This is a genomic window from Kribbella catacumbae DSM 19601 (assembly GCF_000372465.1).
Taxonomy (GTDB): domain Bacteria; phylum Actinomycetota; class Actinomycetes; order Propionibacteriales; family Kribbellaceae; genus Kribbella; species Kribbella catacumbae.
The window spans coordinates 12,351-38,356 of the sequence record NZ_AQUZ01000077.1 but is presented as its reverse complement, the minus strand read 5'-3'; the positions used below and the strand labels follow the sequence as shown (position 1 = coordinate 38,356).

The following is a 26,006-nucleotide window of genomic DNA, read 5'->3' as shown; positions in this document are numbered from 1 at the left end:
CCCTGCGTGCTGCGCGGCACTCGGCACGGCACCTCGCCGCACTGGAGCAAAGGCCACGATGGAAAAACATCGAGGCCTTCACTCCAGCACGCCGAGCTACCGCACCGAGCACCTGCTCGCTACTGCAGGGCATGCCAGACATGCCCTAGGCTCTGTGGTCATGGCTGAGCTGACGCGGGAGCAGATCCGGGACCTGATGGGAGCGGTGATGAAGGCGCAGGGCAAGACTTTGCCGGGCGACGACGCTGCTGACCTGCGGGAGATCGGCTTCCGGTCGCTGGACTTCTCCGAACTCGCACTGCGGGTCGAGGACGAGCTCGGCGACGAGCTGAACTTCGACGCGCCGGGGTTGCGCCAGATCGCCAAGGTCGGCGACGTGCTGGACTTCATCGAGCAGCTCCAGTCGGCGTGACCACGCGGCGCCGGTCCACCGCGCTGATCGGGGACGACAACACCGTCGTCTCCGGCGGCAGGACCGTGACGTGGCGGACCCTGCACAAGCTGCCCCAACTCCCGTCGCCTGCCGCTGTTCTGGTCGACAACGGCGCGGACGCACTCGCCGCGGTCCGGCACCACGCGGTCCACGGCACCGAACTGCTCGTCGCCACCACCTCGCGGGTCGACCTGAGCCTGCGCGAGGAACTCGCGGCCTCCGGCTTCGCGATCGTCATCGCCAAGGGCGACGAGCACTCCGTCGAGCCCGCGAAACTCAAGCGGGTGGAGGAATCCGGCCGCGCCTGGCTGCTCACCTCCGGTTCGACCGGCCGGCCGACGCGGATCGGCCACACGCTCGAGTCGCTGACCACAGTCACCAACCGGCAGAAGCCGCGGACGTGGCTGCTGCCGTACTCGCCGGGGACCTACGCCTGGTGGCAGGTGGTAACGATCTCGCTGACCCAGGCCGACCAGGGCCTGGTCGTGATCGAACCGTCCGAGCTGGAGACCTGGCCGTTGGTCGCGGCCGAGCACGGCGTCACCGCCGCCTCCGGTACGCCGACCTTCTGGCGCCAGACGATCTACCGTGACGCCGAGGCACTCGCCAAGGTGCCGCTGGAGCAGATCACCCTCGGCGGCGAACCGGTGGACCAGACGATCCTCGACCGGCTGCGCGACATCTTCCCGCAGGCGCGAATCTCCTGGATCTACGCGTCTTCCGAGGTCGGCGCGTCGATCGTCGTGCACGACGGCTTCGCCGGGTTCCCCAAGGCCTGGCTGGGCCGCGAACCCGACGATGAGCGCCCGGTCCTGTCGGTCGACGGCGACGAACTGGTGATCACCTCGCCGCACCACGGCGCGGGCCTGGACGGTGCCGTCCGGACCGGTGACCGGGTCGAGTTCGCCGGCGACCGGGTGCTGATCACCGGCCGCCTGGACACCGATGAGATCAACGTCGGCGGCTCGAAAGTGTCGGCCGGTGTGGTCCGCAACGTGCTGATGGCGCACCCGGGCGTCGCCTGGGCGCGAGTCTTCGCGCGCAAGGCGCCGCTGGTCGGCCGGATGGTCGCCGCCGAAGTGGTGGCCAATCACGATCTCGGACCGATCACCGACGAGGATCTCGTGCAATGGTGTTCGCACCGGCTGCCGGACTACGGCGTACCGCGGCGGATCAAGTTCCTCGCCGAGATCCCGCAGAAGGAGACGTTGAAGAGCGATGTCTGACCCGACTGGAGTGCCGCCGTCGTCGGTGGTGCTGGTCTCCGGTGGTTCGCGCGGGCTGGGGCTGGCGATCGTCGCCGACCTGCTCGCGTCCGGCGTGAAGGTGGCCGCGTTCGCGCGGACCGTGACCGCCGAACTGACGGCGCTGGCGACGAAGTACCCGGATCAGTTGCACGTCGGCGCGGTGGACGTGAACGATCCGCAGGCGACGAGTGCGTTCGTCAAGCAGGTCGAGGAGAAGCTCGGCCCGGTCGACGGCATCGTCAACAACGCGGCCGTCGGGCAGGACTCGCTGCACGTGCACACCTCGGCCGAGCAGATCGCGGACATCATCCAGACCAATCTCACCTCGCCGCTGATCCTGACCCGGTTCGTCCTGCGCCGGATGCTGGCCAAGGGCCTGAAGGGCCGGATCGTCAACGTCACCTCGATCTGCGCGCAGCGCGGTTACCCGGGGCTGGTCGCGTACTCCGCGACGAAGGGCGGTATGGACGCAGCCACCCGCTCACTCGCACGTGAGCTGGGCGGCCGCGTGCTGGCCAACTCCGTGGCGCCCGGCTTCTTCGCCTCGGAGATGTCGGCCGTGCTCGGTCCGACCCAGCTCGACCAGATCGTCCGCCGGACACCGACGGGCCACCTGACCGAGCCGGAGGACGTCGTCCCCGTAGTCCGGATGCTGCTCCTGGAGAACACCAACGTGAACGGTCAGGTCCTGGTGATCGACGGAGCGGCTTCCGTCTAACCCGGCAGGATGTTCACGTTCCGGTGGAAGATGTTGCCCGGGTCGTACTCCGTCTTGAGCTCGGCGAGCCGCGCGTACTTCGCTTCGCCGTACGACGCCTTGACCCGGTCGAACTCGTTCTCCGCCATCGCGTTGACGTAGCTGCCGATGCCGAGGCTGTGCGGCTGGAGCTCATCCCAGAACGACCGGACCCAGGCGCGCTCCCCGGGCAGCGGGTCGGGCGTCGGCGAGACCGCGACGATGAAGACCGCGTACCGCGGGGTTCGGCCGCCGGAGAAGGCGGTGTCGTCGTCGCCGACCTCGGAGTAGCCGCCGTCGAGCCGGTAGAACAGGACGGTCGACAACGGCGAGGACTTTCGCGGCACCTGCTCGGTGATCACCTGGATCGCCTCGTCCGACAGGTCCTCGAGATAGCTGCCCTTGTCGTAGCAGAAGTGACCCCAGGCGTTCGGCTCGTCGATCAACTGCTGCAGCGCGGTGTACGGCATCGGGGCGACGAACTCGAACAGCGGCGGGATGGCCGCGCGAATCTGCGCGAGCACCTCCGCATGCTGCTCGGGTGAGCCGAAGCCGGCCACGATCAGCGCATAGCCCGGCTGGAAGTGATGCTGCTCAGGCACGAACGGTGCCGGTGGCGCGTTGAGCGCTGCGACGATGGTGGTGACCTCGCGTGGCAGGGCCGGGATCAGCTCGCGGGCCATCCGCAGTACGTCGACGCCCTGCTCGAGGCCCCAGAAGAGCATGCCGTACTGGATGATCGGGCCGACCTCATGCAGCTGGAACTCGAACTGCGTCACGACCCCGAAGTTGCCGCCGCCACCGCGGACTGCCCAGAACAGGTCCGGGTTCTCATCCGCGGCTGCCCGCAGGATCCGGCCATCGGCGGTGACGAGCTGGACCGACAGCAGGTTGTCGAGGCTCAGCCCGAACTGACGGGTCAGCCAGCCCAGCCCGCCGCCGAGGGTGAGGCCGGCAACACCGGTGTGGCTGACCAGCCCGGCCGGTGCGGCGAGGCCGTAGGCCTGGGTGGCGGCGTCCAGCTCGCCGAGCTGGGTGCCGCCACCGGCCAGGGCCCGCTTGGCCTCGGGATCGACCGTCACCTGGTTCATCGCGGACAAGTCGATCACCAGACCGTCATCGACCGCCGAGGCGCCGGACATGCTGTGCGCGCCGCCGCGGACGGCGATCTCCAGCCCGTTCTGGACGGCGTACAGGATCGCCGCCCTGACATCCTCGGCGCTCACGCACTGCGCGACCACCGCCGGTCTCCTGTCGATGTCCGCGTTCCAAACCCGCCGGGCGTCGTCGTACGCCGCGTCGCCGGGCAGCACCACCGTCCCGCCGATCGCTGTCCGTAGCTCGTCGATCCCACTGCTGGCCGTCTGAGTCATGGCATCCTCCCCGTAGTCGTCACTCCCTGTCACCCTACGCCTACGTTTCCCCGGTGACAGCGTCCTTAAGGCAGATCATCGCGCCGCATCCTTCAGCCAGGCTTAAGAAGCCGTGCGGTTACGGGGTGTAGGAGCCGACCAGAGTGGCGTCCTCGCGGGTGGGACCGGCGGCGAGACGGTCGGGGAGGTTGCGCTGGAACTCCTGGAAGGCGGCCAGGTCGGTCAGGCCCTCGCCGTCGGCGACGTGGAGGAAGGTGACGCCGTCGGCGAGCCGGAAGCTGTTGTAGCGCAGACCGGGTGGGGCCGAGTTGGCCAGTTCGGCGAAGACCATCTCGATCAGGCGCTGGTTCTCGTCCGCAGCTTCGGGCTTGGTCTGGTAGCGGATCACTGCTGAGCTCATGGCTACTCCTTAGAAAGTCGCTGTCACTACTTCAGACAGCCGGGAAGACCCAAACTCATCGCCGCGATGAGTTCCGGTCCCCGCCGCTGTCTGTACCAGTGACAGCGAACTCTGGAGGACCCCTGTGAGCAGCAAGGAACGTACGACCGGCGAACAGCGATGGGTACTGGGCCTGACCTCGATCGGCTCGGTGATGGTCGCGCTCGACGTGCTGGTCGTGGCCGCGGCACTGACCACCATCCGGCAAGACCTCGGTGCCACCATCGAGCAACTGGAATGGACGGTGAACGCGTACAGCCTCAGCTTCGCGATGCTGCTCATGACCGCGGCGGCGATCGGCGACCGCTGGGGGCGGCGCCGCACGTTCGCGGCCGGTATCGCTCTGTTCACCGTCGCCTCGGTCGCCTGCGCGCTGGCCACGACGGTGCCGTTGCTGATCGCCGCCCGGACCGTCCAAGGCGTCGGCGCGGCCGTCGTGATGCCGCTCTCGATGAGCCTGCTCGGTGCCGCGTTCCCACCCGAACGGCGTGGCTGGGCGATCGGCATCTTCAGCGGCCTGACCGGCCTCGCCGTCCTGGGCGGCCCGATGATCGGTGGCGCCGTCACGGAAGGCCTCGCCTGGCAGTGGATCTTCTGGATCAACGTGCCCGTCGGCCTGATCGCGATCCCGCTGGTGCTCACCAAGATCCGCGAGAGCCACGGTGCCGTCCGCCGGCTCGATCTCCGCGGCGCGACCTTGATCACCCTCGCCGTCCTCGGCCTGGTCTGGGGTGTAGTGCGCGGCGCGGTGGCAGGTTGGTCCAGCCCTGAGGTGGTCGGTTCGTTCGTCGCCGGAGCCCTTCTCCTGGTGGGATTCCTGGTCTGGGAGAGCCGGGCTGACCAGCCGATGATTCCTCTGACCTACTTCCGCTCCCGGGCGTTCTCGGCCGGCAACGCGGCGGGCTTCTTCCTCACCGCGGCACTGTTCGGCGCGGTCTTCTTCCTCGCGCAGTTCATGCAGGTTACCTTCGGCTCCGGCCCACTTGAGGCCGGACTGCAGCTGCTGCCCTGGACAGCCACGCTCTTCCTCGTAGCGCCGATCGCCGGTCGCCTGGTCGACAGGATCGGCGAACGCCCGCTCGTATTCACCGGCCTGCTACTGCAAGCGGTCGGCATGTTCTGGATCAGTCAGGTCAGCAAAGGCACAGTCCAGTACTCCGAACTGGTGCTGCCCCTGATCGTTGCTGGCTGCGGCGTCTCCATGGCGATGCCGGCGACTCAGAGCGCCAGCATCGGAGCACTGCCGGGTGAGGCCGTCGGAATCGCCTCCGGCGTCTACAGCATGATGCGGCAACTGGGCGGCGTCGTTGGCGTCGCAGTACTGGCTGCTGTGTTCGCGGCCGCTGGGGGATACGAGTCCTTCGCCACTGGCTTCACCCGGGCGTTGGCGGTGTGCGGCGTACTGTCGTTGCTCGGAGCATTTGCCGGCCTAGGGATCGCGGTACGACGCAGTACGGGTGTGGTTGTGCAGCTGGAGCCGGTGGAGGAGTTGGGATGAATCTGGAAGACGAGTTCGCGCAGTACCGGGGTGAGCTGGTCGCGCACTGCTACCGGATGCTCGGCTCGCTGCATGACGCGGAGGATGCTGTCCAGGAGACGTACCTACGTGCTTGGAGAGGGTTCGCCGACTTTAAGCAGCGGTCGTCGGTCAAGACCTGGCTCTACCGGATCGCGACCCGGGTCTGCCTGAACGCCTTGCAGCACAGCAGCCGCCGGATGGTCCCGTCGGCCTTGGGTGCTCCGGGCACCGATCCGAACGACCTGGCGGACTCGCTCGAGACCAGCTGGCTGGAGCCGTTCCCGAATCTCCTGCTGAGCAGCGATCCGGCCCAGGTGGTCGGGACTCGGCAGAGCCTTCGGTTGGCGATGGTGGCCGCGTTGCAGCACCTGCCGCCGCGGCAGCGCGCAGTACTGATCCTGCGGGATGTCCTTGCCTGGCAGGCGGCTGAGGTGGCCGGGTTGCTTGAGACGACGACTGCTGCGGTCAACAGCTCACTACAGCGAGCCCGGGCTGAGATGGCCAGGCTCGCACCGGCCGAGGACGAGTTCAGCGAACCAGAGGAGCCGGTACGCCGTGCCTTGCTCGACCAGTTCGCCAAGGCCTTCGAGCTGGCCGATCTGGTCGCGCTGGAAGGCCTGCTGACCCAGGACACCCAGTGGGAGATGCCGCCGACTCCGACGTGGTTCAGCGGCCGGGACGACGTGCTGCGTCTGCTGACGACGAAGCTGTCCCCAGAGCAAGGTCTCCGGATCCTGGTGGAGACGGTAGCCAACGGGCAGCCCGCGTTCGCGCTCTACCTTCGCGGGGAGGACGGGATCTTCCATGCGCACTCGATCAAGGTGCTCACTCTGACCAAGGCCGGGGTGTCCGCGGTGATGGCCTTCCACAAACCCTCTTTGTTCCCTTCTTTCGGGTTGCCGATCGACCGTTATCCACAGGGTTGACCGGTCGGCCTGCGGCGACTTGGCCATCAGTGCCAGACTTTGCGAGGTCGCCAGGCACATGGCCTGGTCGCGAAGGAGGAACGGTGGGCAAGGACAACCGGGCACGTCGGGCTGCCAAACAGCGGGACCGCCAAGCCCGGGCAGCACAAGCGGCACCGCGGGTGTCGACCAGCCGGCCGACGGACGAGGAGATTCGGCAACTCCTGCCGATGGCCGCGGCCGCTGTCCTTGCCGACAGCCCGCTGGCCGACAGCTACCTGGCTGAGCTCGGCCGGTACGACGAGTACGACCGGGCGCAGGTGGACCGTTGCCTCCATGCCCTCCTGAGCGAGCTGACCCGCTCAGCCTGGGAGCGCGGCTGGACCCCGCTCGACGTCGTTCAGCACGGTCGCCGCCGGCTGGACACGGTGTCCGAGTCGATGTTGTTAGCGGCAATCGCTTCCGAGCACAGGCCATACCGGGACTCCACCGTCGACCCTCGCTGGCTGGATCAGCTGACCGATCTCGGGATCGATCGCCCCTATGCCGAGCTGAATCTGAGCGCCGACCGCGGCCGCTACCTCACCCTGCACACCGCGCTCGCCGTGGCCGGATTCCTGCAGACGTTGCCCGGCCTCGCGCGACTGTTCCCACCACCCGGTACTGCGACGCAAGCGCGCGCGGCAGCCGCAGTACCGGCGTCGAGTGGCAAGATGCTGGCCCGGATCCGGGCCTTGCTGGCGAAGGCCGAGGGGACGGAGTTTCCGGACGAGGCGGAGGCGCTGTCCGCGAAGGCGCAGGAGTTGATGGCCAAGTTCTCCCTCGACCGTGCGCTGGTGGACGCGGATCCGTCCCTGGACCTGCCCGACGACTCGGGCGCACGGCGGATCTGGGTCGAAACCCCTTATGTCTCGGCGAAAGCTCAGCTGGTCGGGGCCGTCGCCAGCGCGAACAGGTGCCGCACCGTCTCGATAGAACAGCTCGCGATGGTGACGATCGTCGGCGCCGAGCTGGATCTCCAGCTGACCGAGCTGCTGAGTACCTCGCTCCTGGTGCAGGCGAACCGGGCGATGCTCGCAGCCGGCAAGCACATCGGCCAGTACGGCGAATCTCGCACGCGCTCGTTCCGGCAGTCGTTCCTGATGGCTTATGCGCAGCGCATCGGCGAGCGGCTCCAGGCGACGACGGAGGCGACCCAGGCCGCAGTACCGGCTGCTGATGCTGATCGGTTGCTGCCGGTGCTGAGCAAGCGGGAGGAGCAGGTCGACGCGCTGTTCACGAAGCTGTTCCCCGAGACGGTGGTCAGGCGGACCCGGATCACCAACGGCGCGGGCTGGGCCGCCGGTCTGTCAGCCGCCGATCTGGCCCAGCTCGAAACCCGCCAGCAAGTACGTCGCTAGGGTTCTGGCCATGGGTGGACCGAGCGTCAAGCAGACCAGCATCCCGGGCCTTCTGCACGTCGAGCTGGAGGTGCTGGAGAATCCGCAGGGGTGGTTCAAGGAGAGCTTCCAGCAAGCGAAGCTGGTCGCGCTCGGCTTCCCGCAGGTCGAGTTCGTGCAGAACAACATCGCCTACACGACCGAGGTCGGCATCACTCGCGGGATCCACGCGGAGGCCTGGGGTCGGTACATCTCGCCGGCGCTCGGACGGCTCTTCACCGCGATCGTCGATCTGCGCGAGGGACCGACGTTCGGCCGGCTGGAGACCTTCGAGCTCACGCCGGGGCAGGCGATCTATCTGCCGGAGGGTTGTGGGCATTCGTTCTGCACGCTGGAGCCGAACACGGTCTACACCTACCTGCTCACCGCGCACTGGACCCCGACCGCGCCCCGGACGAACCTGAACCTCTTCGATCCGCAGGTCGCCGTGCCGTGGCCGCTGCCCAAGGACAAGCTGAGCTACGTCGAGGCGGACGCGACCGCGCCGTACCTGGACGCGGTGACGCCGATCAGGATTTGAGGCCGCTCAGGGTTTGAGGCCGGCCAGCACGATGTCGAGCAGCCGATGCGCCTGGTCGGGGTCCATGTCGCGGCCCATCGTGATGCCGCCGACCAGCCGCAGGATGTCCATCAGTTCGAGCTCCTGGCGCACCGAACCGTCCGCCTTCGCGGCGTCGAGCAGCAGCTCGCCGGCCTCGCGGACATTCGCCTTGCAGACCGAGAAGAACTCGGAATCCTTGCCTAAGGCAACTGTCAGCTCGCCGGCCAGGCTCTTCTTGGAGACGGTGTAGCCGACGAAGCTGCGCAGCCAGGCGGCCAGTGCGTCGAACGGCCCGAGCTCGTCGGCGAAACCGTAGGCGGTCCTGCAGACGATCTGGATCTCGTCGACGTAGACCGCCTCCAGCAGCGCGGTCCGGTTCGGGAAGCGGCGGTACAGCGTGCCGATCCCGACGCCGGCCCGGCGGGCGATCTCCTCCAGCGAGGTGTCCGTGCCGTGCTCAGCGAACGCCTCGCGCGCCGCGGTCACGAGCAGGTCGTAGTTCCGGCGGGCGTCGGCCCGGGCGGGACGCGTCGTCGGGAAAGGTGTTGTCATCCGGCCCTCCTTGCCAAGCCGTCCGGACGGCACGGGAACAGGTCGCGCCGAAAATCCCTTGATAAAGCGGAGGCAGCCTCCGTATAGTGATCCGGAGGAACACTCCACTTCATTGGAACCAACTGTAGCCCCTCCGGGGGAAGGAGCAAGTCACACTATGTCGGCAACATCCGCGGCGCCGGCCGGCGCCAGTACCGGTACGCCCGCGCGGCGGCCGGGGGTAGTCCTCGCAGTCATCCTGATCACCCAGTTGATGGTGATCCTCGACGGCACCGTGGTGAACATCGCGATGCCCAAGATCCAGCACGCGCTCGACTTCAGTCCTGCCAGCCTGTCCTGGGTCCAGAACGCCTATGCCCTCGCCTTCGGTGGCCTGTTGCTGCTCGGCGCCCGCGCCGGTGACCTGCTCGGCCGTCGCCGGGTCTTCATCACCGGCATCACTGTCTTCACCGCCGCCTCTCTGCTCGGTGGTCTCGCCCCGAACGCCGAACTGCTGCTGGCGGCGCGCGTCCTGCAGGGCATCGGTGGTGCCATCGCGGCCCCGGCCGCTCTGACCCTGCTGATGCTCACCTTCCGCGAAGGCCCGGAGCGGATGAAGGCTCTCGGTCTCTACAGCCTGGTCTCCTCCGGCGGTGCGAGCGTCGGCCTGGTCGTCGGCGGCATGCTGACCGACTGGGTCTCCTGGCGCTGGGGCTTGTTCATCAACGTGCCGATCGGCATCGGCCTGGTGTTCGCGGCCCGGCAGGTGCTGTCCGAGACGCCGCCCGAGAAGGGCAAGTTCGACGTCGCCGGCGCACTCACGTCGACGCTCGGCATCACCGCGATCGTCTACGGCTTCATCCGCGTCGCCGAGGTCGGCTGGACGTCGGCCGAAGTACTGGGTGCGTTCGTGGCCGGTGTGATCCTGCTCGTCTCGTTCGTGCTGATCGAGCGCCGGGTTAGCCACCCGATCGTGCCGCTGCGGTTGTTCGGTAACCGCGACCGGGTGGCGGCGTACGTGACCATGCTGCTGGTGGTCGGGACGATGTTCGGGATGTTCTTCTTCCTCACGCAGTTCATGCAAGGTGTGCTGGCCTTCAGTCCGTTGCAGGCGGGCCTCGCCTTCCTGCCGCTGACCGGTCTGCTGTTCGCCTCGTCGCGGATCGTGCCGCGCCTGCTCGGCCGGATCGACGGCGGCAAACTGATGATCACCGGTTCGGTGTCGGTACTGGCCGGCATGCTCTGGCTGACCCAGGTCTCCGCGAGCAGCAGCTACCTCGGTGGCGTGGTCGGCCCGCTGCTCCTGTTCGGGATGGGCGCCGGGATGATCTTCATCCCGCTGACCGGTAACGCGCTGGCCGGCGTACAGCCTGAAGATGCGGGCGCGGCCTCCGGGATGCTGAACGTGTTGCAGCAGGTCGGCGGAGCCCTGGGCCTCGGCATCCTGGTCACGATCTTCGGTACTGCGAGCCGCAACTCGGACGCGGCCTCGAGGATCCCCGTCGAGCGGGCCCGCGAGATCTTGACCGACGGCGTCCACGCGGCCTTCGTCGGCTCGGCGATCTACGCGGCTCTCACGCTGGCGGTCGTCATCCTCGGCGTCCGCCCGTGGACCCGCCGCGACCAGGCGACTCCGCAGGCCACCGCCGAACCGGTTGCCGTCGACTCCCACAGCTGAGCGAAGGCCGGCGCGGTGGTGCAGACCACCGCGCCGCCATCGGGGTCAGGTCAACGGCAGCCGGTAGGTGATCCACTTCGAGTGCTGCTGGAAACCGAGCCGTTCGTAAAGGCCGAGCGCGCCGGTCGGATTCTTGGCGTCGACGCCCAGCGAGGCCCGCTTGAATCCGGTCTGCTCGGCTTTCCTCATCAGAGCCGACAGCGCGACCGCGGCCAGCCCGCGACCGCGATGGCTGCGGATCGTGCCGACCTGGCCCACATATATCTCCCGGATGCCGGTCGCGGCGGTTTCGGCCACGTACTCGTAGCCGGTCGCGTAGGAGACGATCTGGTCGCCGTCGAGGACGAGGAAGCTGAGCTCGGACCGGAACGCGCGCGACCCGGTGAACCACACCTTCCAGGTCTCCTCGTCCTTCGGGGTCGAACCCCAGTGATCCAGGAAGACCTCGTTGTGGGTCAGCCGCAGCGGCTCGTCGTACTCCGGTCCGAAGGGCACCAGGCTCAGCCCATCCGGCCTGTGCTCATCCGACAGGGCGATCTCCGGGATCGGCGCGTCGAACGGGCGCCTCAGCATGAAGGAGTACCGGCATTCCTCGAAGCCCAGTGAGGTGAACAGGGTGGCGGCGCCGGTGTTCGTGCTGATCGCGACAGAGTTGAGCTCGGCCTCGACCTCCGGGTGATGCTGCTCGTGCAACTCGTGGGCACGGCCGATCATCCACGTCATCAGCGCCCGTCCGAGCCCTCGGCGGCGCCAGGCCGGCCGGACCGTGGAGTCGGTGTTCAGCCGGTCGACGTCGACGAGGTTCTTGCGCCAGTAGACGACGCCGACGGCGACCATCACGTCGTCCACCCACAGTCCGACCGTGTCCAGGTCGGCAATCATCTTCGGATCGCTGAGCTCCTCGGTCAGGTCCTCGGCGTCGAAGTGCTCGTCAGTGCCGTCCGCCTCCTGCGCGTCGGCCAGCAGCGCGGCCCACTCGTCGGCATCCGTCTTCTCGATCGGCCGGGCCACGACCCAGTCCGGAAATGTCCCCATGTCCAGAACGGTAGGCCTGCGCCGGCACCCCGGCACCTCATTTACCCGTTCGGGCAGAGGTCGTCGTGCTCAGCCGCGCGGTGAGTGGCGAGACCGGACCGCCACCACTGACCAACCCTCCGAATGCGGCCCGAGGCACACCAGCGCACGCCTGGCCGGGACTGGCTGGGCGAGGTTGGTATGTGGTGGAGGTTCGGGTCGGCGCCAGGGGTTCGCGTGGTGTCCCGACCGACAGGAAGTAGTGCCGGTTCTGCGGCCGGCCGCGGCCTGCGTGAGCGTGGCGCGCGGCCGAACGGTCGACTACTTCCTGTCGGTCGGCACACAATCGGCCCCTGGCGACCCCTTTCACATCGCGTTGGGCGCGCTGATGCCCAGCAAGCCCATGCCATCTTGCAACACGGCCCGGGTCGCTGCGCAGAGCGCTAGCCGGCTGGTCCGTACCTCGCCTTCGCTGGTTAGCACCGGACACATCTCGTAGAACGTGGATAGCGCAGCAGCGACCTCGTACAGATATGTGCAAAGCCGATGCGGCTGCAGCGTCTCCGCGACCTGTACGACAGTGTCGCCGAAGCCGGTGAGTAGCAACGCCAACCGTTGCTCGGCGGGGTCGTTCAGCACTGTCACCAGGCCAGGAGCTTCACCTGCCTTGGCGAGGATCCGTGACAGCCGCGCATGCGCGTACTGCAGGTATGGGCCGGTGTTCCCGGTCATCGCGACCATCCGGTCGAGGTCGAACACGTAGTCGTTGATCCGGTCGCTCGACAGATCGGCGTACTTGATCGCCCCGATCCCCACCGCCGCCGCGACCCCGGCCCGATCGGACTCGTCCAGCACCGCCCGCTCATCCAGCAACGCCCGCGCCCTCGCGGTCGCGCCGTCCAGCAACAACGCCAGCCGGACAGTGTCGCCATCCCTGGTTTTGAACGGCTTCCCGTCCTTTCCGAGAACGGTGCCAAAGGCAACATGTTCGGCAGGAACCGGCTCGGGCAGCCAGCCGGCCGCCCGGCAGAGCGCGAAGATCTGCTGGAAATGCAACCCCTGCCGATGGTCGACGACATAGACGATCCGGTCGACCTGCAGGTCATCGACCCGATGCCGGATCGCGGCGAGATCCGTCGCGCTGTACCCGAACCCACCGTCAGACTTCCGCACGATCACCGGCAACGGCGATCCGTCCCGCCCGGCGAACCCCGGCAGGAACGCGCACAACGCCCCACCCGACTCTGTCAGCAGCCCAGCGCTCATCAGATCGTCCACAACGGCCGGCAGCCGGTCGTTGTAGGCGCTCTCGCCGACCACATCGGCCCGCGTCAACGGCGACCCCAGCTGCGCGTAGATCCGGTCGAACTCGGCCAGTGACACCTCGACCATCTGCCGCCAGATCGCCAGCGTCTCCGGGTCACCCGACTGCAGCAGCACCACCCGCGCCCGGGACAGCTCGACAAAGGTGCCATCGGCATCGAAATGTCTCCGGGCCCGTTGGTAGAGCTGCTGCAATCCCTCGATATCAAGGGCTCCCACGGCCAGCCCTTCGAACAGCACCTGCTCGACCATCATGCCGAACTGGGTACCCCAGTCGCCGACATGGTTCTGCCGGATCACGTCGTAGCCGACGTACCGCAGTACGTTGCACAAGGCATCGCCGATCACGGTCGACCGCAGGTGCCCGACGTGCATCTGCTTGGCGACGTTGGGCTGCGAGTAGTCGACCACCACCCGCTCGCCGCGCGGTGCGAAGGTGACGGGCTCGTTGACGCCGGCAGCGAGCACGGAGGGCAACAGAGTGAGGTTGACGAAGCCCGGCCCCGCGATCGCCGGCGGTTCACACACTCCGGTCAGGTCGAGCGCATCGACCAATTGCTCGGCGACGGCGCGCGGCGACTGCCCAAGTGACTTGGCGAGCCGTAGCGCCAGGTTGGTCTGGAAGTGACCGAACTCGGGTTTGGTCGCGGCCCGCAGCTCAGGATCGAGTACGCCGTACTGCGCGCCGAAGGCGGCCGTGACGGCGCCGGACAGTTTGGTGGCAAGGACAGACAGAACTGCGGACATGACAATAGGTCCTTTGAACGAAGCACTGGAACAAGGCTGAGGTGTTCAGACAGTGCTTCGTCGTCGCAGGCCGAAGCGATCGCGCAAGGCGCACACGATCATCGGGCTGGTCGACATGGGGACCATTATGCACGGCCGCCGGCGAATGCCGCACAGCCATTTCAGTCAGAGCTGGTGTGGCGAAGGCGCCGGGCGGCGGTCGGCCAGCGGCGTGATCGGCGGCAGTTCGGTCTCGCCGAGGAAGATCCGGCGGACCACTCGCTCGGCCGCGCGACCGTCGTCGAACTCGCAGAACTTGTCCCGGAACAACTGCCGGTGCTTGCAGGCTTCGGCCTTCGCGAACGCGCCGGTCTGTGCCTGACCGGGGTGGTGGGGTGGGGTCAGAGATCGCACAGCTGTCAGTAGCTCCTCCGGCGACCGGGCCACCAGCCCGGGCGGGAACGACGTGATGTCGAAGTACGTCCCGCGGGTGGTGTCGTAGCTGCCGAGATCGTCGACCAGCAGCACGATCGGCCGGTCCAGGTTGGCGTAGTCGAAGCTGATCGACGAGTAGTCCGAGATCAGCACGTCCGCCGCCAGCATCAGGTCCTCGACCCGTGGATGGTTCGAGGCGTCCACGACCCGCTCGGATCGCGCCGTCGGATGCTTCGACAGCGAGTAGTGCGTGCGGACCAGCACCCGCCCGTGATCGCCGGCCGCGGCGGCCAGTTGATCCAGGTCCAGATGCATCCCGTCGCCGCCGAGATCGACCAGCCCGGACGGCGTACGGACCGAGTCGACTCCGTCGCGGAAGGTCGGCGCGTAGAGCACCACCAGATGCGAGTCGTCGAAGCCGAAGGAGGCACGGATGGCCCGGACGTCGTCCAGGGTCGCGGTCAGCAGCCGGTCGTTGCGGGGGAAGCCGTACTCCAGGTCCTCGAAGTGCGCCGGGTAGGTGCGTTCCCAGATCTCCGTCGAGTACCGGTTCGAGGACAAGTTGTAGTCCCAGCGGTCGACCTGGCGCATCAGCTCGTCCAGGTCGAGATCCTTCGCGGCCATTGGGTAGTGCCGCAGGTCGGTCCCCATCGTCTTCAGCGGGGTGCCGTGCTGGGTCTGGACGTGGATCTGCCCCTCGCGCTTCTCGAGCTCACGCGGCAGGTTCATATTGCTGATGAAGTAGGTCGCCTTGCCGACCAGCTTCCCGTACGCCGGTGAGCCGGCCACGACGTACTCGACACCCTCGGGGATCGCGGCGACGTGCTCAGCGTCGACCACCCAGACGCCGCGGATCTGCGGAGCCAGCTCGGCGGCCTTCTCGTAGATCGCTCGCGGGTTGCAGGCGTACTGCTTGAACCAGTAGGCGCCGTACAGAGCCAGATTCGGATCGAGGTCGCCCCGGTGCAGCAGTTTGCCGACCGCCTTGCGGGGACCGGACACGTGCAGGACCTTGGAGCTGAGCTTCAGGGTCGAGTACGTCGCGTAGTCGTCGTGCACGAGGAGCCACCGGCGGAAGCCGCGGCGGGTCCGGTCGACGACGTACCCCTCGGGCTTCCAGCGCTTGGCGAAGGCGGCCGCGGCGTGGAAGAACTCGGCCCGGTGGTCCGGATCGAGCCGCTCGGGCCGGTCTAGGACGGCGAGGATGTGATCCAGCGAGCGGTCGAAGGCGAAGCGGCGCCAACCGGCCAGCGTCTGGTCGGCGGAGATGAAGGCGTGCACCCGGTCGTACTGGTCGAAGATGTCGAACTGCTGCCGGGTCGCGGTGGCGTGGATGTTGCCGCCGGTCCGGTGCTGCCGGTAGTGCACCACGACCCGGTCCAGCGTCGCGATCCGCTCCGCGGTCAGCATCGTCGAGTAGGTCCAGGGCGCGTCCTCGTAGAACCCGGCGGTGAAGACGAAGCCGTGCAGCGTGAGGAAGTCGCGCCGGATCGCCTTGTTCCAGACCACCTCGAGGAAGGTCAGGAAGACCGGCCGCTCGACCGCCGTGAACACGCCGTCACCTTCGCGGGCGAACGCGTCGTGCCGCTGGTTACGGACCACCTTGCCGTCCCAGAAGATCCGCTCGTAGTCGAACATCAGAATGTCCGGCCGGTCGGTGGCGTCGATCCGGCCGGCGATCGCCTCCAGCGAGCCGGGCAGGTAGACGTCGTCGGCGTCCAGGAACAGCACATAGTCGCCGCGGCACTCCTTGAGCCCGGCGTTCCGGGCCAGCCCGAGCCCGACGTTCTCGCTCAGGTGCAGCACCCGGACGCGGCCGTCGGCGGCGGCGTACTCGTCCAGGATCCGGTCGCTGCCGTCCGGGCTGGCGTCGTTCACGCCGATGATCTCGAAGTCGGCATACGACTGGCTCAGGACCGAATCCAGGCATGGCCGCAGCCAGGCCCGTGACGTATGACACGGGACCACAATGCTGAACCGGGGGAAGTCGGTGCTGGCGGCCATGAGACTGCATCCTAGGGTGCAGACCATGAGCCTCGATGTGTTCGAACCGCTGGCCGGACTCGAAGGGGTCGGCTCGGCGGCCCGGGCGGCCCGGGATGCGGTTGATGTGCTGCTGCGCGACCGGGGGCTGCGGAAGGTTGGCGCGGACATGACCGCCGAGGCGCTGCTCCGGGGCGCGCACGCGTCGGCCGCTCTGGCCGGCAGCCCGGCGACGCTGGAGGAGGTACGCCGGGGCGGTGGTGACGTACTGACGGCCGGAGCGATCCGGATGACCGGCGAGCTGATGAGCCTCGCGCCGCGGATGGACGCCGCGCCCGTACAGGTCTGGACCAGACTTCACCAGTTGGCGGCGGCCGATCTCGGCAGCGAAGACCAGTTGGGCCACCTCCGGACCAGTCGCGAGCCGCTGCCGGACGACATCCCCGGCCTTCCGCCGGCGCCGCCGGCCGACGAGATGTGGGAGCGCCTCAGTGGTCTAGCCCAGGCGCTGTCCCGGCCGACCAAAGCGCCGGGGCTCGTGGTGGCCGCGATCGTGCACGCGGAACTCGCGGTACTGCGGCCCTTTCCGACCGCCAACGGACTGGTCGCACGGGCCGCCGAGCGCGCCGTACTGGTTGCCCGCGGCATCGATCCGGTGGCGGTCACGGTGCCCGAGGCCGGCCACCTGGAGCTGGCCGGGTCGTACCAGCAGGGATTGCGCGACTACGCCGGCGGCGGGCTGGCCGGCGTACGGGACTGGTTACTGCGCAGTTGTGAAGTGCTCGCGCTCGCGGCGGAACGTTCACCGCTCAACAGTTCCGCCCGGCAGGAGAAATAACTCCTGGAGATGCGAACGGCGCTCTCCGAGGAGAGCGCCGTCGCTGGCACGTCAACCTGGTTACCAGGCGTGCACCTTGTCTGCCGCCACCACGACTTCAGCGTTGGCCGAAGCCTGGGGTCATGCTGCCCGGTTGGGATGGGCTGGTCGCCGCGTGGGTGCCTGGTTGCCGTGCGATTCTCTACCGGACCCGAAGGTCCTGTACTTCCTTTGTACTCTTCGGATCCCTTCCTGGGAAGGGCTTACGAGACCTTCATGAAGCTGTGAAGAACGGAGCCCGCCTCAACTTCCGGCCGGTTTCGCGCGCCGGCGGGCGGCGTACAGGAGCACTCCGGCGGCCGCCAGACCGGCGCCGACGACGGTCGCGGCGACCGCCGGCCGGCGGACTTCGGTGAACCTGGCGCGCTCGGCCAGCGCCACCGGTTTGCTGAAGTCGAGCACCGGCCAGTCGCGCGAGATCGCCAGCCGGCGCAGCGCCTTGTCGGGGTTCACCGCGAACGGATGGCCGACCGCGGCCAGCATCGGCTCGTCGGTGATCGAGTCCGAATAGCCGTAGGACTCCTGCAGGTCATAGCCTTCCGCGGCGGCGAGCGCGACGATCGCGGTCGCCTTGTGCGGTCCGTACGCGTACTCCGAGATCTCGCCGGTGTACTTGCCGTCGGCAACTACCATCCGGGTGGCGATCACCTTGTCGGCGCCGACCATCGCGCCGATCGGCTCGACCACCTCGGCCCCGGACGAGGAGACGATCACCACGTCCCGGCCGGCCGCGCGGTGCTGCTCGATCAGCGTCACCGCCTCGGCGTAGATCATCGGCTCGACGATGTGGTGCAGGGTGTCGGCGACGATCGCGCGGACCGTTTCGACGTCCCAGCCTGTGCACATAGCGGACAGGTACTCGCGCATCCGCTCCATCTGGTCATGGTCGGCGCCGCCGAGCAGGTACATGAACTGGGCATAGGCGCTGCGCAGGACGGTCCGCCGGTTGATCAGCCCGCCGGCATAGAACGGCCGGGAGAAAGCCAGGGTGCTGGAGCGGGCGATGATCGTCTTGTCGAGATCGAAGAAGGCGGCCGATCGGGTCGTCTCCGGGGGCTCCATGGGGACGAGCATAGGAGATCGGGGCGGTAGGGCGGAGAAGGTATTGAGCCGGCCGGGCGAAACGCCGAGGGGCCCGGCCTTTCGTGTGGACGGGTCTCCCGTTAGACTGTTGAGCAGTGTGACAGTGGCACTGGCCTGAAAGCCTCTGATCGGGGCTCAGGTGCTGGTTCGTCAGGCTCTTGGTTGCAATTGAACTGAGATGTGTGACTTCCAGGTTCGGGGGGTACATTTCCCTCGACAGTGGCAGACTGTCGCCACCTGATCGGCCCCCGGCTCCTCCCCCCGAGCCCGTGGCCGAAGACGGCCCCCGGTCACCCCCCCGCCGGGGGCCGTCGCCTTTCCTCCTAGAGGTGACGTGTTCCCCGGGGCATTGTTCACTGGCTGCAAGCGTTTACCGCTACCCGGCCTTTCTGCCCTTCTTCGGGCAAAGTTTGTGGTGCAGGCCGGTTCGCAGTGTAAAACCCAGTACAGCTTTCAGCTTTTCCTGAGCGTGAGAGCGTTCCCACTTTATGCAGGGTCTTGACAATGTAGTTGCCTCGTCACACTTTGTGTCACATGAACCCGCGAACCTACCGCCCCCACTCCGCGGTCATCCCAGTCCTGCTCGCCCTGCTTCTCGCCCTCACTGGGCTGTTCCTGACCACCAGGACCAGCTCCGCGGCGACCAACCTCGTCACCAACGGGACCTTCGAGACCGGCACGCTCGCCGGCTGGTCCTGCACCGCCGGGTCCGGAGCCGCCGTCAGTGGCTCGGCCCGCACGGGCACCTACGCTCTGCAGGGCACCCCCACGTCGAACGACAACGCGCGCTGCAGCCAGTCCGTCTCGGTCAAGCCCGGTTCGACGTACACGCTGTCGGCCTGGGTGAAGGGCTCGAACGTGTACCTCGGTGCCGATGGCGGCACGAGTACCTGGACCTCGAGCACCGGCTGGGCCCAGCTGACGACGACCTTCACGACTAGCGCGTCGACCAGCACCGTGACGGTCTACCTCCACGGCTGGTACGGCCTGCCGTCGTACCAGGCCGACGACGTAGTACTGGACGGGCCGGGTGGCACCGGGCCGCCGCCGGACACGACGCCGCCGACTACGCCGGGTGGTCTCACGGTCGGCAGCCCGACCTCGAGCTCCCTGCAGCTGAACTGGTCGGCCGCCTCGGACGCCAACGGTGTCAGCCGGTACGACGTGGTCCGCGGCTCCGACGCTGCCCAGAGCGTCGGTAACGTCACCAGCTGGACAGCGACGGGCCTCAACCCGAGTACGGCGTACAGCTTCAAGGTGCGAGCCTGCGACGCGGCCGGCAACTGCTCGCCGTACGGCGCGGCAGTCTCCGGGACGACGTCCAGCGGGCCGACCAACCCGCCGACGGGCAATCTGCCGAAGCACATCCTCACCGGCTACTGGCAGAACTTCAACAACGGCGCGACGGTTCAGAAGATCTCCGACGTGCCCGCGGCGTACGACCTGATCGCGGTCGCCTTCGCCGACGCGGACGCGTCCCGGCCGGGTGGCATCACCTTCACCCTCGACAGCGCCGGCCTGAACGGCTACACGGTCGCGCAGTTCAAGGCGGACATCGCCGCCAAGCAGGCGGCAGGCAAGAAGGTCATCCTGTCCGTCGGTGGCGAGAGGGGCACTATCTCGGTCGCCAGCTCGACGGCTGCCGCCAACTTCGCCAGCAGCGCGCTGTCGGTGCTGCGCGAGTACGGCTTCGACGGAGTCGACATCGACCTGGAGAACGGTGTCAACGCGCAGTACATGGGTCAGGCGTTGCAGAGTCTGCGGAGCAGCTTCGGCAGTGGCCTGATCATCGCGATGGCGCCGCAGACGATCGACATGCAGAGCCCGTCGTTCGAGTACTTCAAGCTGGCGCTGAACATCAAGGACATCCTGACCGTGGTCAACGTCCAGTACTACAACTCCGGCGCGATGAACGGCTGCAACGGGCAGGTGTACTCCCAGGGCACGGTCGACTTCATCACCGCGCAGGCCTGCATCATGCTGCAGGGTGGACTCCGGCCGGACCAGGTCGGTCTCGGTCTGCCGGCCTCCAGCCGGGGAGCCGGTAGTGGCTACGTGTCGCCGACGATCGTCAACAACGCCCTGGACTGCCTTACCAAGGGCACCAACTGCGGCAGCTTCAAGCCGAGCACCACCTGGCCGTCGCTGCGCGGTGCTATGACCTGGTCGACCAACTGGGACGCGCTGAACGGCAACGCGTTCTCGAACCAGGTCGGCTCTCACGTCCACTCTCTGCCCTAATGCACAACTACAGACCCGCTCCGGTGTTGGAAGCACTTGGTGTCTGTTCGGAGGACGAGCAGCTCTACCGGGTGCTTCTGGCCCGGCCGGAAGCTACTACGACCGACCTGGTCGCCGACACGGGCTGGGCCACCGCGCGGGTGGCCCGGCACCTCCGCTCACTACTGACGTTGGGCCTGGCATCCCGTACTCCGGGACGCCCGGCCCGCTACACCCCTGCAGTGCCCGAGGCTGCGGTGGAGCTCCTGGCTCTTCGCAAGCAGGCGGCCATCGTGCAGGCGCGCCTCGGCGCGACCGTCCTCACAGAGGAGTTCCGGGCTCGGCGCGAGGCAGGGCCGTTCACGGTGATCCGTGGACAGCAGGCGATGGCGCAACGGTTCTACCAAGCTCAGCAGAGTGCGCAGACCGAAGTACTGGTGCTCGACAAGCCGCCGTTCGTAGTACTGCCGATCGAGCCGCGGCGGGCTCATGGAGTTGCCTATCGGACCATCTATGACATGGCTGCGCTCGTGGAGCCTGCGGAGCTAGCTGCGGCTCGTAGTGCCGGGCCTAGTTGCCGGATGCTTCGCGATGTACCGCTGAAGCTTGTGGTTGCTGATCGACGGACAGGGTTACTCCAAACCGGACAGGAGCTCGTCGAGATCGGACCGTCGACCTTGCTGGACGCGTTGCTGCGGTTGTTCGAGCTGCTGTGGCAGCAGGCGTCTCCGCTGTCGCCGTCGGCTTCGGACGGGCCATTGAGCTTTGAGGATCAGCAACTGCTGGCGCTGGCGGCTGCTGGGCTCACCGACCAGGCGATAGCTCGCCGGCTCGGTGTGGCGCAGCGGACCGTCGAGCGCCGGATGCAGCGGATCCTGAAGGCCCTCGACGCAACCACTCGCTTCCAAGCCGGCCTGCGAGCGGGTCAGCGAGGCCTATTGGCCTAACTTCGCACTGCGCTTCAGCAGGAGAGCCAGGAGGTAGGTGACGAGAAGAAGAGCGCCTGCCTCTGCGGCTACTCCCGGCCAGGCGGCGTGCGTCCACGCGGTACCGGCGAGGCCGCCGAAGAGAGATGAGCCTAGGTAGTAGGCGAAGAGATAGAAGCTGGCGGCCTGGCCGGTACCTCCACCCCCGGCATGAGCCCGGACTGCGACCCATCCGCTGGCTACTCCGTGGACGGCGAAGAAGCCTGCTGTCATCACGGCCAGCCCGACGATGACCAGCGGCAATGGTCTGGCGAGGGTGAGGCCTACACCCGCCATCGCCACTACACAGCCGACCGGAACTACTGCGCGGCGGCCGTAGGCATCGGCGAATCTGCCTGCGACAGCCGACCCGGCGGACCCGAGCAGGTAGACAACAAACACGAGGCTGGCCAGCCCAGGCCCTAGCCCGTACGGCGCTGCGGCGAGCCTGAAGCCGGTCGCGTTGTAGACGGCGACGAAGGCTCCCATCGCCGTTGCGGCTATGCCATAAAGGGCAAGCAGTGCTGGGTCTTTGAGTACCCGCAGGGTTTGGCGGCTGCCCGTCGTACGGACGAAGTTCTGCGACTCCGGCAGCAGCCTGGCTACTAGTACTGCGCAGGCGACGCCAAGTACAGCGATGCCGCTCATGGCAGCGCGCCAACCGCCGAGGTCGGCGAGACCTCCTGCGACCAGGCGACCAGTCATCCCGCCGACAGCCGTTCCGGCGATGTACAGGCCGCTTGCCCTGGCGTGGCTGTCCTTGTGGACCTCCTCGCGCAGGTAGGCCATCGCGACAGCAGGTAGCCCGGCCATTGCGATGCCTTGGAGGCCTCTGAGCGCCAGAAAGGTCTGCCAGTTCGGGGCGACAGCACAGAGCACAGCGATCGCGGCAGCGGTTGCTACTGACCAGCGCATCAGCTTGGTACGGCCTAAGACCTCAGAGGCCGGTCCTGCGATCAAGATTGCGGCGCCGAGGCTCAGGGTGGCCAACGACACACTGAATGCGCTCTGGCTGGGCGATACCTGGAAGACGCGGGCCAGTTCGGGCAGCAAGGCCTGAGTGCTGTAGAGCATGGCGAATGTCGCCAGCCCGGCCGCGAACAACGCCACTGACAGCCGGCGATATCCGGCGTCCCCTGGGAGGTAGCCGCGAGCGGTGACGGTCTGCACGCTGTCGACGGTGCCAGCTGTGCGGGCATACGTAAAATGTCATGATCAGCTGAGATCGATACGCTATTCGCATGCATGTCGAAGATCTGCGCTGGTTCGTCGTTCTCGCGGAGACCGAACACCTGACCGATGCGGCGGCTGTCCTCGGGACCAGCCAGCCGACGCTGTCGCGATCGCTCCGCCGGGTCGAGGACGCATTCGGCGCGCGGCTGTTCGAACGCGAACACCGTGGCTTGCGGCTCAATCCCTATGGACGGCTGGTTCTCGAAGCGGCTCGGGCGAGCGTGGGGGCCGTCGATGCGGCCAGGTCGCGCATCGAGGCGCTGCAGGATCCGGAGTCGGGCACCGTCCGCCTTGCCTTCCTTCATTCGGTGGCCACCGGGATGGTGCCCGATCTGCTGAAGTCCTTCCGTGCGACCGCTCCCAGGATCCGCTTCGCCCTGCGCGAGGAGCCGGCGCACGAGATCATCCGCGACCTCGAGTCGGGTGAGGCCGAGCTCGGTGTCACCGGACCGCGTCCGGACCCGGACACCTTCGGCTGGCATCTGCTCGAACGGCAGCGGCTCTGTCTCTATGTCCCACCGGACCATCGCTTGGCCACCCGGAAGCAGGTCGGGCTGGCCGAGGCTGCCGCCGAGCCGTTCATCAGCCTTCGCCCCGGCTTCGGCTTCCGCCGCGTCACCGACGAGCTGTTCCGCGCGGCCGGCATCACCCCGGCGGTCGCCTTCGAGTCCACCGACCTCTCCACCATCGACCGCCTCGTCGGCGCCGGCCTCGGAGTCGCAGTACTGCCCGCAGGTGCTGTTCGCGGTACCGACAGTGGAGCAACGCCAGTCCCACTGGCCGGAGTCAAAGCTCGTCGCGACATCGGCTTGACCTGGCGATTGGGGCGAGAGCTGTCCCCGGCTGCCTTGCGATTCCGGGCCTTTGTAGCTCTACCGTCCTGATCACCATGAGCTCAAGCCAGAGTCAGTGGCACGTTTGTGCAAGACGTTTGTCTGAGTTGTCTGGACACTAAGGTCTGCTCGTGAGGAAGCTTTTGAGTGGGGCGAAACCAAATAGACGACAAGTTTTCGTAGCCGGAGCGGTGGTGGCGGCGTCGACGGTGGCGACGACCGGGACCGCGGCCGCGGGAGGATATGGATCGGGAGATCTGGGCGCGTGGAAGGGCTTGACCAAGGCCATCGCCACTGAGGCGACGATTCGGCGGGTGCTGGCCGCCAACGGGGTGTTCATGTTCGGCGACAGCCTGGGCGTGCAGGACGGCAAGGCCTTGTCGCAGCGGCTGATGAGCAAACTGAACCTGGACCTGGCCGTGAACAACTGGTCCGGTCGGCCGACGTTGGAGACGGTCGACGCACTGGCCAACTGGAAGGCGAACTACGGGCTGACCCGCCGGGTCTTGATGTCCTGCGGGACCAACGACATCTTCACGCCGCCAGCGATGGCGGCGCAGATCGATCGGGCGATGAGCATCGTCGGATCGAGGACCACCGTGTTCTGGGTGAACACCCAGGCCGCACGCACTGGGATGGGAACCGCCCTGCAGCTGGCCGATCAGCGCAACAGCGCCTGGGTCAACCTGCAGCTCTCCGATGCGCAGCGGCGCTATCCGAACCTGCGGATCGTCCGCTGGTCGGAGTGGCTCGCAGCCAAGCCGTCGCGGCTGGGGACCTACCTGCGGCAGGGCATCCACACGTCGGTGCCCTACGGCCAGGACGCCCGGAACGAGCTGATCGTCCAGGCGATCCAGGCCGACTGACCCCTGTACTGCGTACTGCGGCGGGCTCCGATGGCCCGCCGCAGTACCGGTCGTCAGAACCCTGCGGTGATGCGGGTGAACTCCCAGTCGGGCTGAGCGATGCCGCTGCAGTTGGAGACGACTCCGCCGCCCGCGCAACCGCGGTCACGGTTCACCGACCAGAACGCCAGCCGGGACAGGCCGTTGTTCCTGGCCCAGGTGGTGATGTTCTGCCAGGTCGCCGTCGTGGTCATCTCCTGCTGGTCGGACAGACCGTTCATACCGGAGATGCCCTGGTGGGCGTAGGCCTGCGCGGTGGTCCAGCCGAAGACGGCCTTGAGCTTGTTGTTCAGGCCCTGGGACGCGCCGACCGTGTCGTTGTAGATGTTGCTGCTGCCGAAGTCGAACGGCATCAGGGTGAAGATGTCGATGTTCGCCCCTAGCGCCGCCGACCGCTCGATCAGCCGGTTGCCCCAGTAGTTCGGGCCGGTGGTCGAGGTGCCGAAGGTCAGGATCGTCTGGATCCCGGGGTTGTTCTGCTTGACGATCTTCAGCGCGTTCAGGATCCGGTCCTGGACGACCTCGCTCTCGAACTCGTCGGAGTTCTCGATGTCGACGTCGATCGCCTTGAGGCCATAGGCGTTGATGACCTGCTGGTACGCGCCGGCGAGCGCTTCCGGCGTACTGCAGTTCGGGCCGAGCTTGTTGCCGCTCCAGCCGCCGATCGACGGCACGATGTCGCCGCCGGCCGCACGGATCGCCGCAATGGCGTTGGCATCGGCACTGCCCTGTAGAGGCCTGCTGCCGTCCCAAGCCGCGTTGCAGCCGCCGGACGACAGGATGAAGGCCATGGTGAACCACTTGATGCCGGTGGCGTTCATGACCGTCGTCGGGTTCGGCGGGTCGCCCCAACCCATGTAGAGATACGGCGCGGCCCGGCGGGTGCCGATGGGATCTGTGCCGCCCGCCTTGGTAGTAACGGAGATGGAGCCGCTCTTGGCGCCTTCGCCCGCACTGTTGGATCCGCTGACCTGGTAGCTGTACGCCGTGTTGGCGGTCAGCCCGGAGTCCGTGTAGGACGTACCGGTCGGGGTGTCCACCTTCGTGCCGTTGCGGTAGACGTTGTAGCTGGTCGCCCCGCTAGCGGCGGACCAGGACAGGCTCACGGTCGAGGCGGTCGAAGTACCGGCCAGTCCACTCGGTGCGCCGGGTACTGTCCCGCCACCGCCGCCAGTACAGGAACCACCGTTGAGACGGCAGGCGGCGATGCCGGGGAAGTTGCCCGGGCTGCCGTTGAAGCCGAAGGTGACACTGGCGCCAGGAGCGAGCGGCCCGGCCCAGCTGGGCGGTGTGAAGGTGTGGGTCTGCCCGCTGGTACTGCGGGTTGCGTCCCACGAACTGCTGATGGTGTAGCCGGACGGGAAGTCCAGCGCGACCGACCAGGTGCTGATTGAGGCGCTGGTGCCGTTGGTGACGGTCACCTTGCCCTCGAAGCCGCTACCCCAGTCGGACACCTTCGTGAAGGCCGCACTCACCGGTGCGGCCGAGGCCGACGGGATGAAGAGGACGGACATCACCACTGCTGCTATCGCCGCGATGGCGACCGAGATGTGCTTGCGTTTCATCTT

General features: G+C 67.5%; 22 protein-coding genes. 13 read left to right on the top strand and 9 right to left on the bottom strand.

Annotated elements, in window-relative coordinates; genetic code table 11:
- Nucleotides 1–160: 160 nt before the first annotated feature.
- From A3ES_RS0141770 to A3ES_RS0141760, 3 genes are read left to right on the top strand one after another with little or no spacing between them, the layout of a single operon-like run.
- Complete coding sequence (locus A3ES_RS0141770; protein ID WP_020392806.1) at nucleotides 161–412, top strand: acyl carrier protein; 252 nt, start codon at nucleotides 161–163, stop codon at nucleotides 410–412.
- On the top strand, nucleotides 409–1,659 hold the full coding sequence (locus A3ES_RS0141765; protein ID WP_020392805.1) for an AMP-binding enzyme: 1,251 nt from the start codon (nucleotides 409–411) through the stop codon (nucleotides 1,657–1,659). The genes A3ES_RS0141770 and A3ES_RS0141765 overlap by 4 nt, the downstream gene beginning before the upstream one ends.
- Nucleotides 1,652–2,398 carry an SDR family NAD(P)-dependent oxidoreductase gene (locus tag A3ES_RS0141760; protein ID WP_026163696.1) on the top strand — a complete coding sequence of 249 codons (747 nt, stop codon included), beginning with the start codon at nucleotides 1,652–1,654 and terminating at the stop codon, nucleotides 2,396–2,398. The genes A3ES_RS0141765 and A3ES_RS0141760 overlap by 8 nt, the downstream gene beginning before the upstream one ends.
- Here the strand turns inward: A3ES_RS0141760 and A3ES_RS0141755 are convergent.
- Both A3ES_RS0141755 and A3ES_RS0141750 read right to left on the bottom strand, forming a co-directional pair.
- Nucleotides 2,395–3,789, bottom strand: a complete 1,395-nt coding sequence (locus A3ES_RS0141755) for an FAD-binding oxidoreductase (RefSeq protein WP_020392803.1) — start codon at nucleotides 3,787–3,789, stop codon at nucleotides 2,395–2,397. The two genes, A3ES_RS0141760 and A3ES_RS0141755, sit on opposite strands and share 4 nt — an antisense overlap.
- 118 nt (nucleotides 3,790–3,907) lie before the next feature.
- Entirely contained in the window at nucleotides 3,908–4,189 is a 282-nt protein-coding gene (locus A3ES_RS0141750; protein WP_020392802.1) for a hypothetical protein, read from the bottom strand.
- A gap of 124 nt (nucleotides 4,190–4,313) precedes the next feature.
- Here A3ES_RS0141750 and A3ES_RS0141745 point away from each other — a divergent pair, with 124 nt between their 5' ends.
- From A3ES_RS0141745 to A3ES_RS0141730, 4 genes are all read left to right on the top strand, one after another.
- The gene (locus A3ES_RS0141745; protein WP_020392801.1) at nucleotides 4,314–5,726 is read left to right on the top strand and encodes a DHA2 family efflux MFS transporter permease subunit; all 1,413 of its coding nucleotides are present in this window, start codon (nucleotides 4,314–4,316) and stop codon (nucleotides 5,724–5,726) included.
- Nucleotides 5,723–6,673: a sigma-70 family RNA polymerase sigma factor gene (locus A3ES_RS0141740; RefSeq protein ID WP_020392800.1), complete on the top strand. Its 951-nt coding sequence runs from the start codon at nucleotides 5,723–5,725 to the stop codon at nucleotides 6,671–6,673. The genes A3ES_RS0141745 and A3ES_RS0141740 overlap by 4 nt, the downstream gene beginning before the upstream one ends.
- Before the next feature lie 83 nt (nucleotides 6,674–6,756).
- Nucleotides 6,757–8,052, top strand: a complete 1,296-nt coding sequence (locus tag A3ES_RS0141735; protein WP_020392799.1) for a DUF2786 domain-containing protein — start codon at nucleotides 6,757–6,759, stop codon at nucleotides 8,050–8,052.
- A gap of 10 nt (nucleotides 8,053–8,062) precedes the next feature.
- A complete protein-coding gene (locus A3ES_RS0141730; protein ID WP_020392798.1) occupies nucleotides 8,063–8,611 on the top strand; it encodes a dTDP-4-dehydrorhamnose 3,5-epimerase family protein in 549 nt (182 codons plus the stop codon).
- 6 nt (nucleotides 8,612–8,617) lie between these two features.
- Here A3ES_RS0141730 and A3ES_RS0141725 read toward each other — a convergent pair whose 3' ends face one another.
- A complete protein-coding gene (locus A3ES_RS0141725) occupies nucleotides 8,618–9,184 on the bottom strand; it encodes a TetR/AcrR family transcriptional regulator (RefSeq protein WP_020392797.1) in 567 nt (188 codons plus the stop codon).
- A 157-nt stretch (nucleotides 9,185–9,341) separates the two neighbouring features.
- Here A3ES_RS0141725 and A3ES_RS0141720 point away from each other — a divergent pair, with 157 nt between their 5' ends.
- The gene (locus A3ES_RS0141720) at nucleotides 9,342–10,841 is read left to right on the top strand and encodes an MFS transporter (protein WP_020392796.1); all 1,500 of its coding nucleotides are present in this window, start codon (nucleotides 9,342–9,344) and stop codon (nucleotides 10,839–10,841) included.
- A 45-nt stretch (nucleotides 10,842–10,886) separates the two neighbouring features.
- Here A3ES_RS0141720 and A3ES_RS0141715 read toward each other — a convergent pair whose 3' ends face one another.
- The 3 genes from A3ES_RS0141715 to A3ES_RS0141705 all read right to left on the bottom strand — a co-directional run bounded on the left by A3ES_RS0141715 (nucleotide 10,887) and on the right by A3ES_RS0141705 (nucleotide 16,343).
- Nucleotides 10,887–11,876 carry a GNAT family N-acetyltransferase gene (locus A3ES_RS0141715; RefSeq protein WP_063746059.1) on the bottom strand — a complete coding sequence of 330 codons (990 nt, stop codon included), beginning with the start codon at nucleotides 11,874–11,876 and terminating at the stop codon, nucleotides 10,887–10,889.
- Nucleotides 11,877–12,221: 345 nt separating this feature from the next.
- Nucleotides 12,222–13,913, bottom strand: coding sequence for an arginine--tRNA ligase (gene argS / locus A3ES_RS0141710; RefSeq protein ID WP_026163694.1), 1,692 nt, complete (start codon nucleotides 13,911–13,913; stop codon nucleotides 12,222–12,224).
- A 177-nt stretch (nucleotides 13,914–14,090) separates the two neighbouring features.
- Nucleotides 14,091–16,343 (bottom strand): bifunctional glycosyltransferase/CDP-glycerol:glycerophosphate glycerophosphotransferase, encoded by a 2,253-nt coding sequence (locus A3ES_RS0141705; protein WP_020392793.1) that lies wholly within the window; start codon nucleotides 16,341–16,343, stop codon nucleotides 14,091–14,093.
- Between the two features lie 25 nt (nucleotides 16,344–16,368).
- Between A3ES_RS0141705 and A3ES_RS0141700 the strand changes: the two genes are divergently transcribed.
- The gene (locus A3ES_RS0141700) at nucleotides 16,369–17,160 is read left to right on the top strand and encodes a Fic family protein (RefSeq protein WP_020392792.1); all 792 of its coding nucleotides are present in this window, start codon (nucleotides 16,369–16,371) and stop codon (nucleotides 17,158–17,160) included.
- 282 nt (nucleotides 17,161–17,442) lie between these two features.
- Here the strand turns inward: A3ES_RS0141700 and A3ES_RS0141695 are convergent, their stop codons facing one another.
- Nucleotides 17,443–18,273 (bottom strand): HAD family hydrolase, encoded by an 831-nt coding sequence (locus A3ES_RS0141695; RefSeq protein ID WP_020392791.1) that lies wholly within the window; start codon nucleotides 18,271–18,273, stop codon nucleotides 17,443–17,445.
- A 543-nt stretch (nucleotides 18,274–18,816) separates the two neighbouring features.
- On the opposite strand from A3ES_RS0141695, the gene A3ES_RS0141690 reads away from it, so the two are divergent.
- Nucleotides 18,817–20,523, top strand: a complete 1,707-nt coding sequence (locus A3ES_RS0141690) for a chitinase (RefSeq protein WP_020392790.1) — start codon at nucleotides 18,817–18,819, stop codon at nucleotides 20,521–20,523.
- 23 nt (nucleotides 20,524–20,546) lie between these two features.
- Nucleotides 20,547–21,449: a helix-turn-helix domain-containing protein gene (locus A3ES_RS0141685; protein WP_040456902.1), complete on the top strand. Its 903-nt coding sequence runs from the start codon at nucleotides 20,547–20,549 to the stop codon at nucleotides 21,447–21,449.
- Here the strand turns inward: A3ES_RS0141685 and A3ES_RS0141680 are convergent.
- On the bottom strand, nucleotides 21,438–22,637 hold the full coding sequence (locus tag A3ES_RS0141680; RefSeq protein WP_026163692.1) for an MFS transporter: 1,200 nt from the start codon (nucleotides 22,635–22,637) through the stop codon (nucleotides 21,438–21,440). The genes A3ES_RS0141685 and A3ES_RS0141680 overlap by 12 nt on opposite strands.
- A gap of 71 nt (nucleotides 22,638–22,708) precedes the next feature.
- Here A3ES_RS0141680 and A3ES_RS0141675 point away from each other — a divergent pair, with 71 nt between their 5' ends.
- Together A3ES_RS0141675 and A3ES_RS0141670 are read left to right on the top strand one after the other, a co-directional pair.
- Entirely contained in the window at nucleotides 22,709–23,584 is an 876-nt protein-coding gene (locus A3ES_RS0141675; protein ID WP_020392787.1) for a LysR family transcriptional regulator, read from the top strand.
- 143 nt (nucleotides 23,585–23,727) lie between these two features.
- The gene (locus tag A3ES_RS0141670; protein WP_020392786.1) at nucleotides 23,728–24,399 is read left to right on the top strand and encodes an SGNH/GDSL hydrolase family protein; all 672 of its coding nucleotides are present in this window, start codon (nucleotides 23,728–23,730) and stop codon (nucleotides 24,397–24,399) included.
- A 53-nt stretch (nucleotides 24,400–24,452) separates the two neighbouring features.
- On the opposite strand, the gene A3ES_RS0141665 is transcribed toward A3ES_RS0141670, so the two are convergent.
- Nucleotides 24,453–26,003: a glycoside hydrolase family 18 protein gene (locus tag A3ES_RS0141665; RefSeq protein ID WP_020392785.1), complete on the bottom strand. Its 1,551-nt coding sequence runs from the start codon at nucleotides 26,001–26,003 to the stop codon at nucleotides 24,453–24,455.
- Between the last annotated feature and the right edge of the window lie 3 nt (nucleotides 26,004–26,006).

What these genes read in the sequence shown, in the direction of transcription:
- A3ES_RS0141770 (WP_020392806.1), top strand. Translation starts at nt 161, where the DNA reads ATGGCTGAGCTGACGCGGGAGCAGATCCGGGACCTGATGGGAGCGGTG.
- A3ES_RS0141760 (WP_026163696.1), top strand. Translation starts at nt 1,652, where the DNA reads ATGTCTGACCCGACTGGAGTGCCGCCGTCGTCGGTGGTGCTGGTCTCC.
- A3ES_RS0141755 (WP_020392803.1), bottom strand. Translation starts at nt 3,789, where the DNA reads ATGACTCAGACGGCCAGCAGTGGGATCGACGAGCTACGGACAGCGATC.
- A3ES_RS0141750 (WP_020392802.1), bottom strand. Translation starts at nt 4,189, where the DNA reads ATGAGCTCAGCAGTGATCCGCTACCAGACCAAGCCCGAAGCTGCGGAC.
- A3ES_RS0141740 (WP_020392800.1), top strand. Translation starts at nt 5,723, where the DNA reads ATGAATCTGGAAGACGAGTTCGCGCAGTACCGGGGTGAGCTGGTCGCG.
- A3ES_RS0141730 (WP_020392798.1), top strand. Translation starts at nt 8,063, where the DNA reads ATGGGTGGACCGAGCGTCAAGCAGACCAGCATCCCGGGCCTTCTGCAC.
- A3ES_RS0141725 (WP_020392797.1), bottom strand. Translation starts at nt 9,184, where the DNA reads ATGACAACACCTTTCCCGACGACGCGTCCCGCCCGGGCCGACGCCCGC.
- A3ES_RS0141720 (WP_020392796.1), top strand. Translation starts at nt 9,342, where the DNA reads ATGTCGGCAACATCCGCGGCGCCGGCCGGCGCCAGTACCGGTACGCCC.
- A3ES_RS0141715 (WP_063746059.1), bottom strand. Translation starts at nt 11,876, where the DNA reads ATGGGGACATTTCCGGACTGGGTCGTGGCCCGGCCGATCGAGAAGACG.
- A3ES_RS0141705 (WP_020392793.1), bottom strand. Translation starts at nt 16,343, where the DNA reads ATGGCCGCCAGCACCGACTTCCCCCGGTTCAGCATTGTGGTCCCGTGT.
- A3ES_RS0141700 (WP_020392792.1), top strand. Translation starts at nt 16,369, where the DNA reads ATGAGCCTCGATGTGTTCGAACCGCTGGCCGGACTCGAAGGGGTCGGC.
- A3ES_RS0141695 (WP_020392791.1), bottom strand. Translation starts at nt 18,273, where the DNA reads ATGCTCGTCCCCATGGAGCCCCCGGAGACGACCCGATCGGCCGCCTTC.
- A3ES_RS0141690 (WP_020392790.1), top strand. Translation starts at nt 18,817, where the DNA reads ATGAACCCGCGAACCTACCGCCCCCACTCCGCGGTCATCCCAGTCCTG.
- A3ES_RS0141675 (WP_020392787.1), top strand. Translation starts at nt 22,709, where the DNA reads ATGCATGTCGAAGATCTGCGCTGGTTCGTCGTTCTCGCGGAGACCGAA.
- A3ES_RS0141665 (WP_020392785.1), bottom strand. Translation starts at nt 26,003, where the DNA reads ATGAAACGCAAGCACATCTCGGTCGCCATCGCGGCGATAGCAGCAGTG.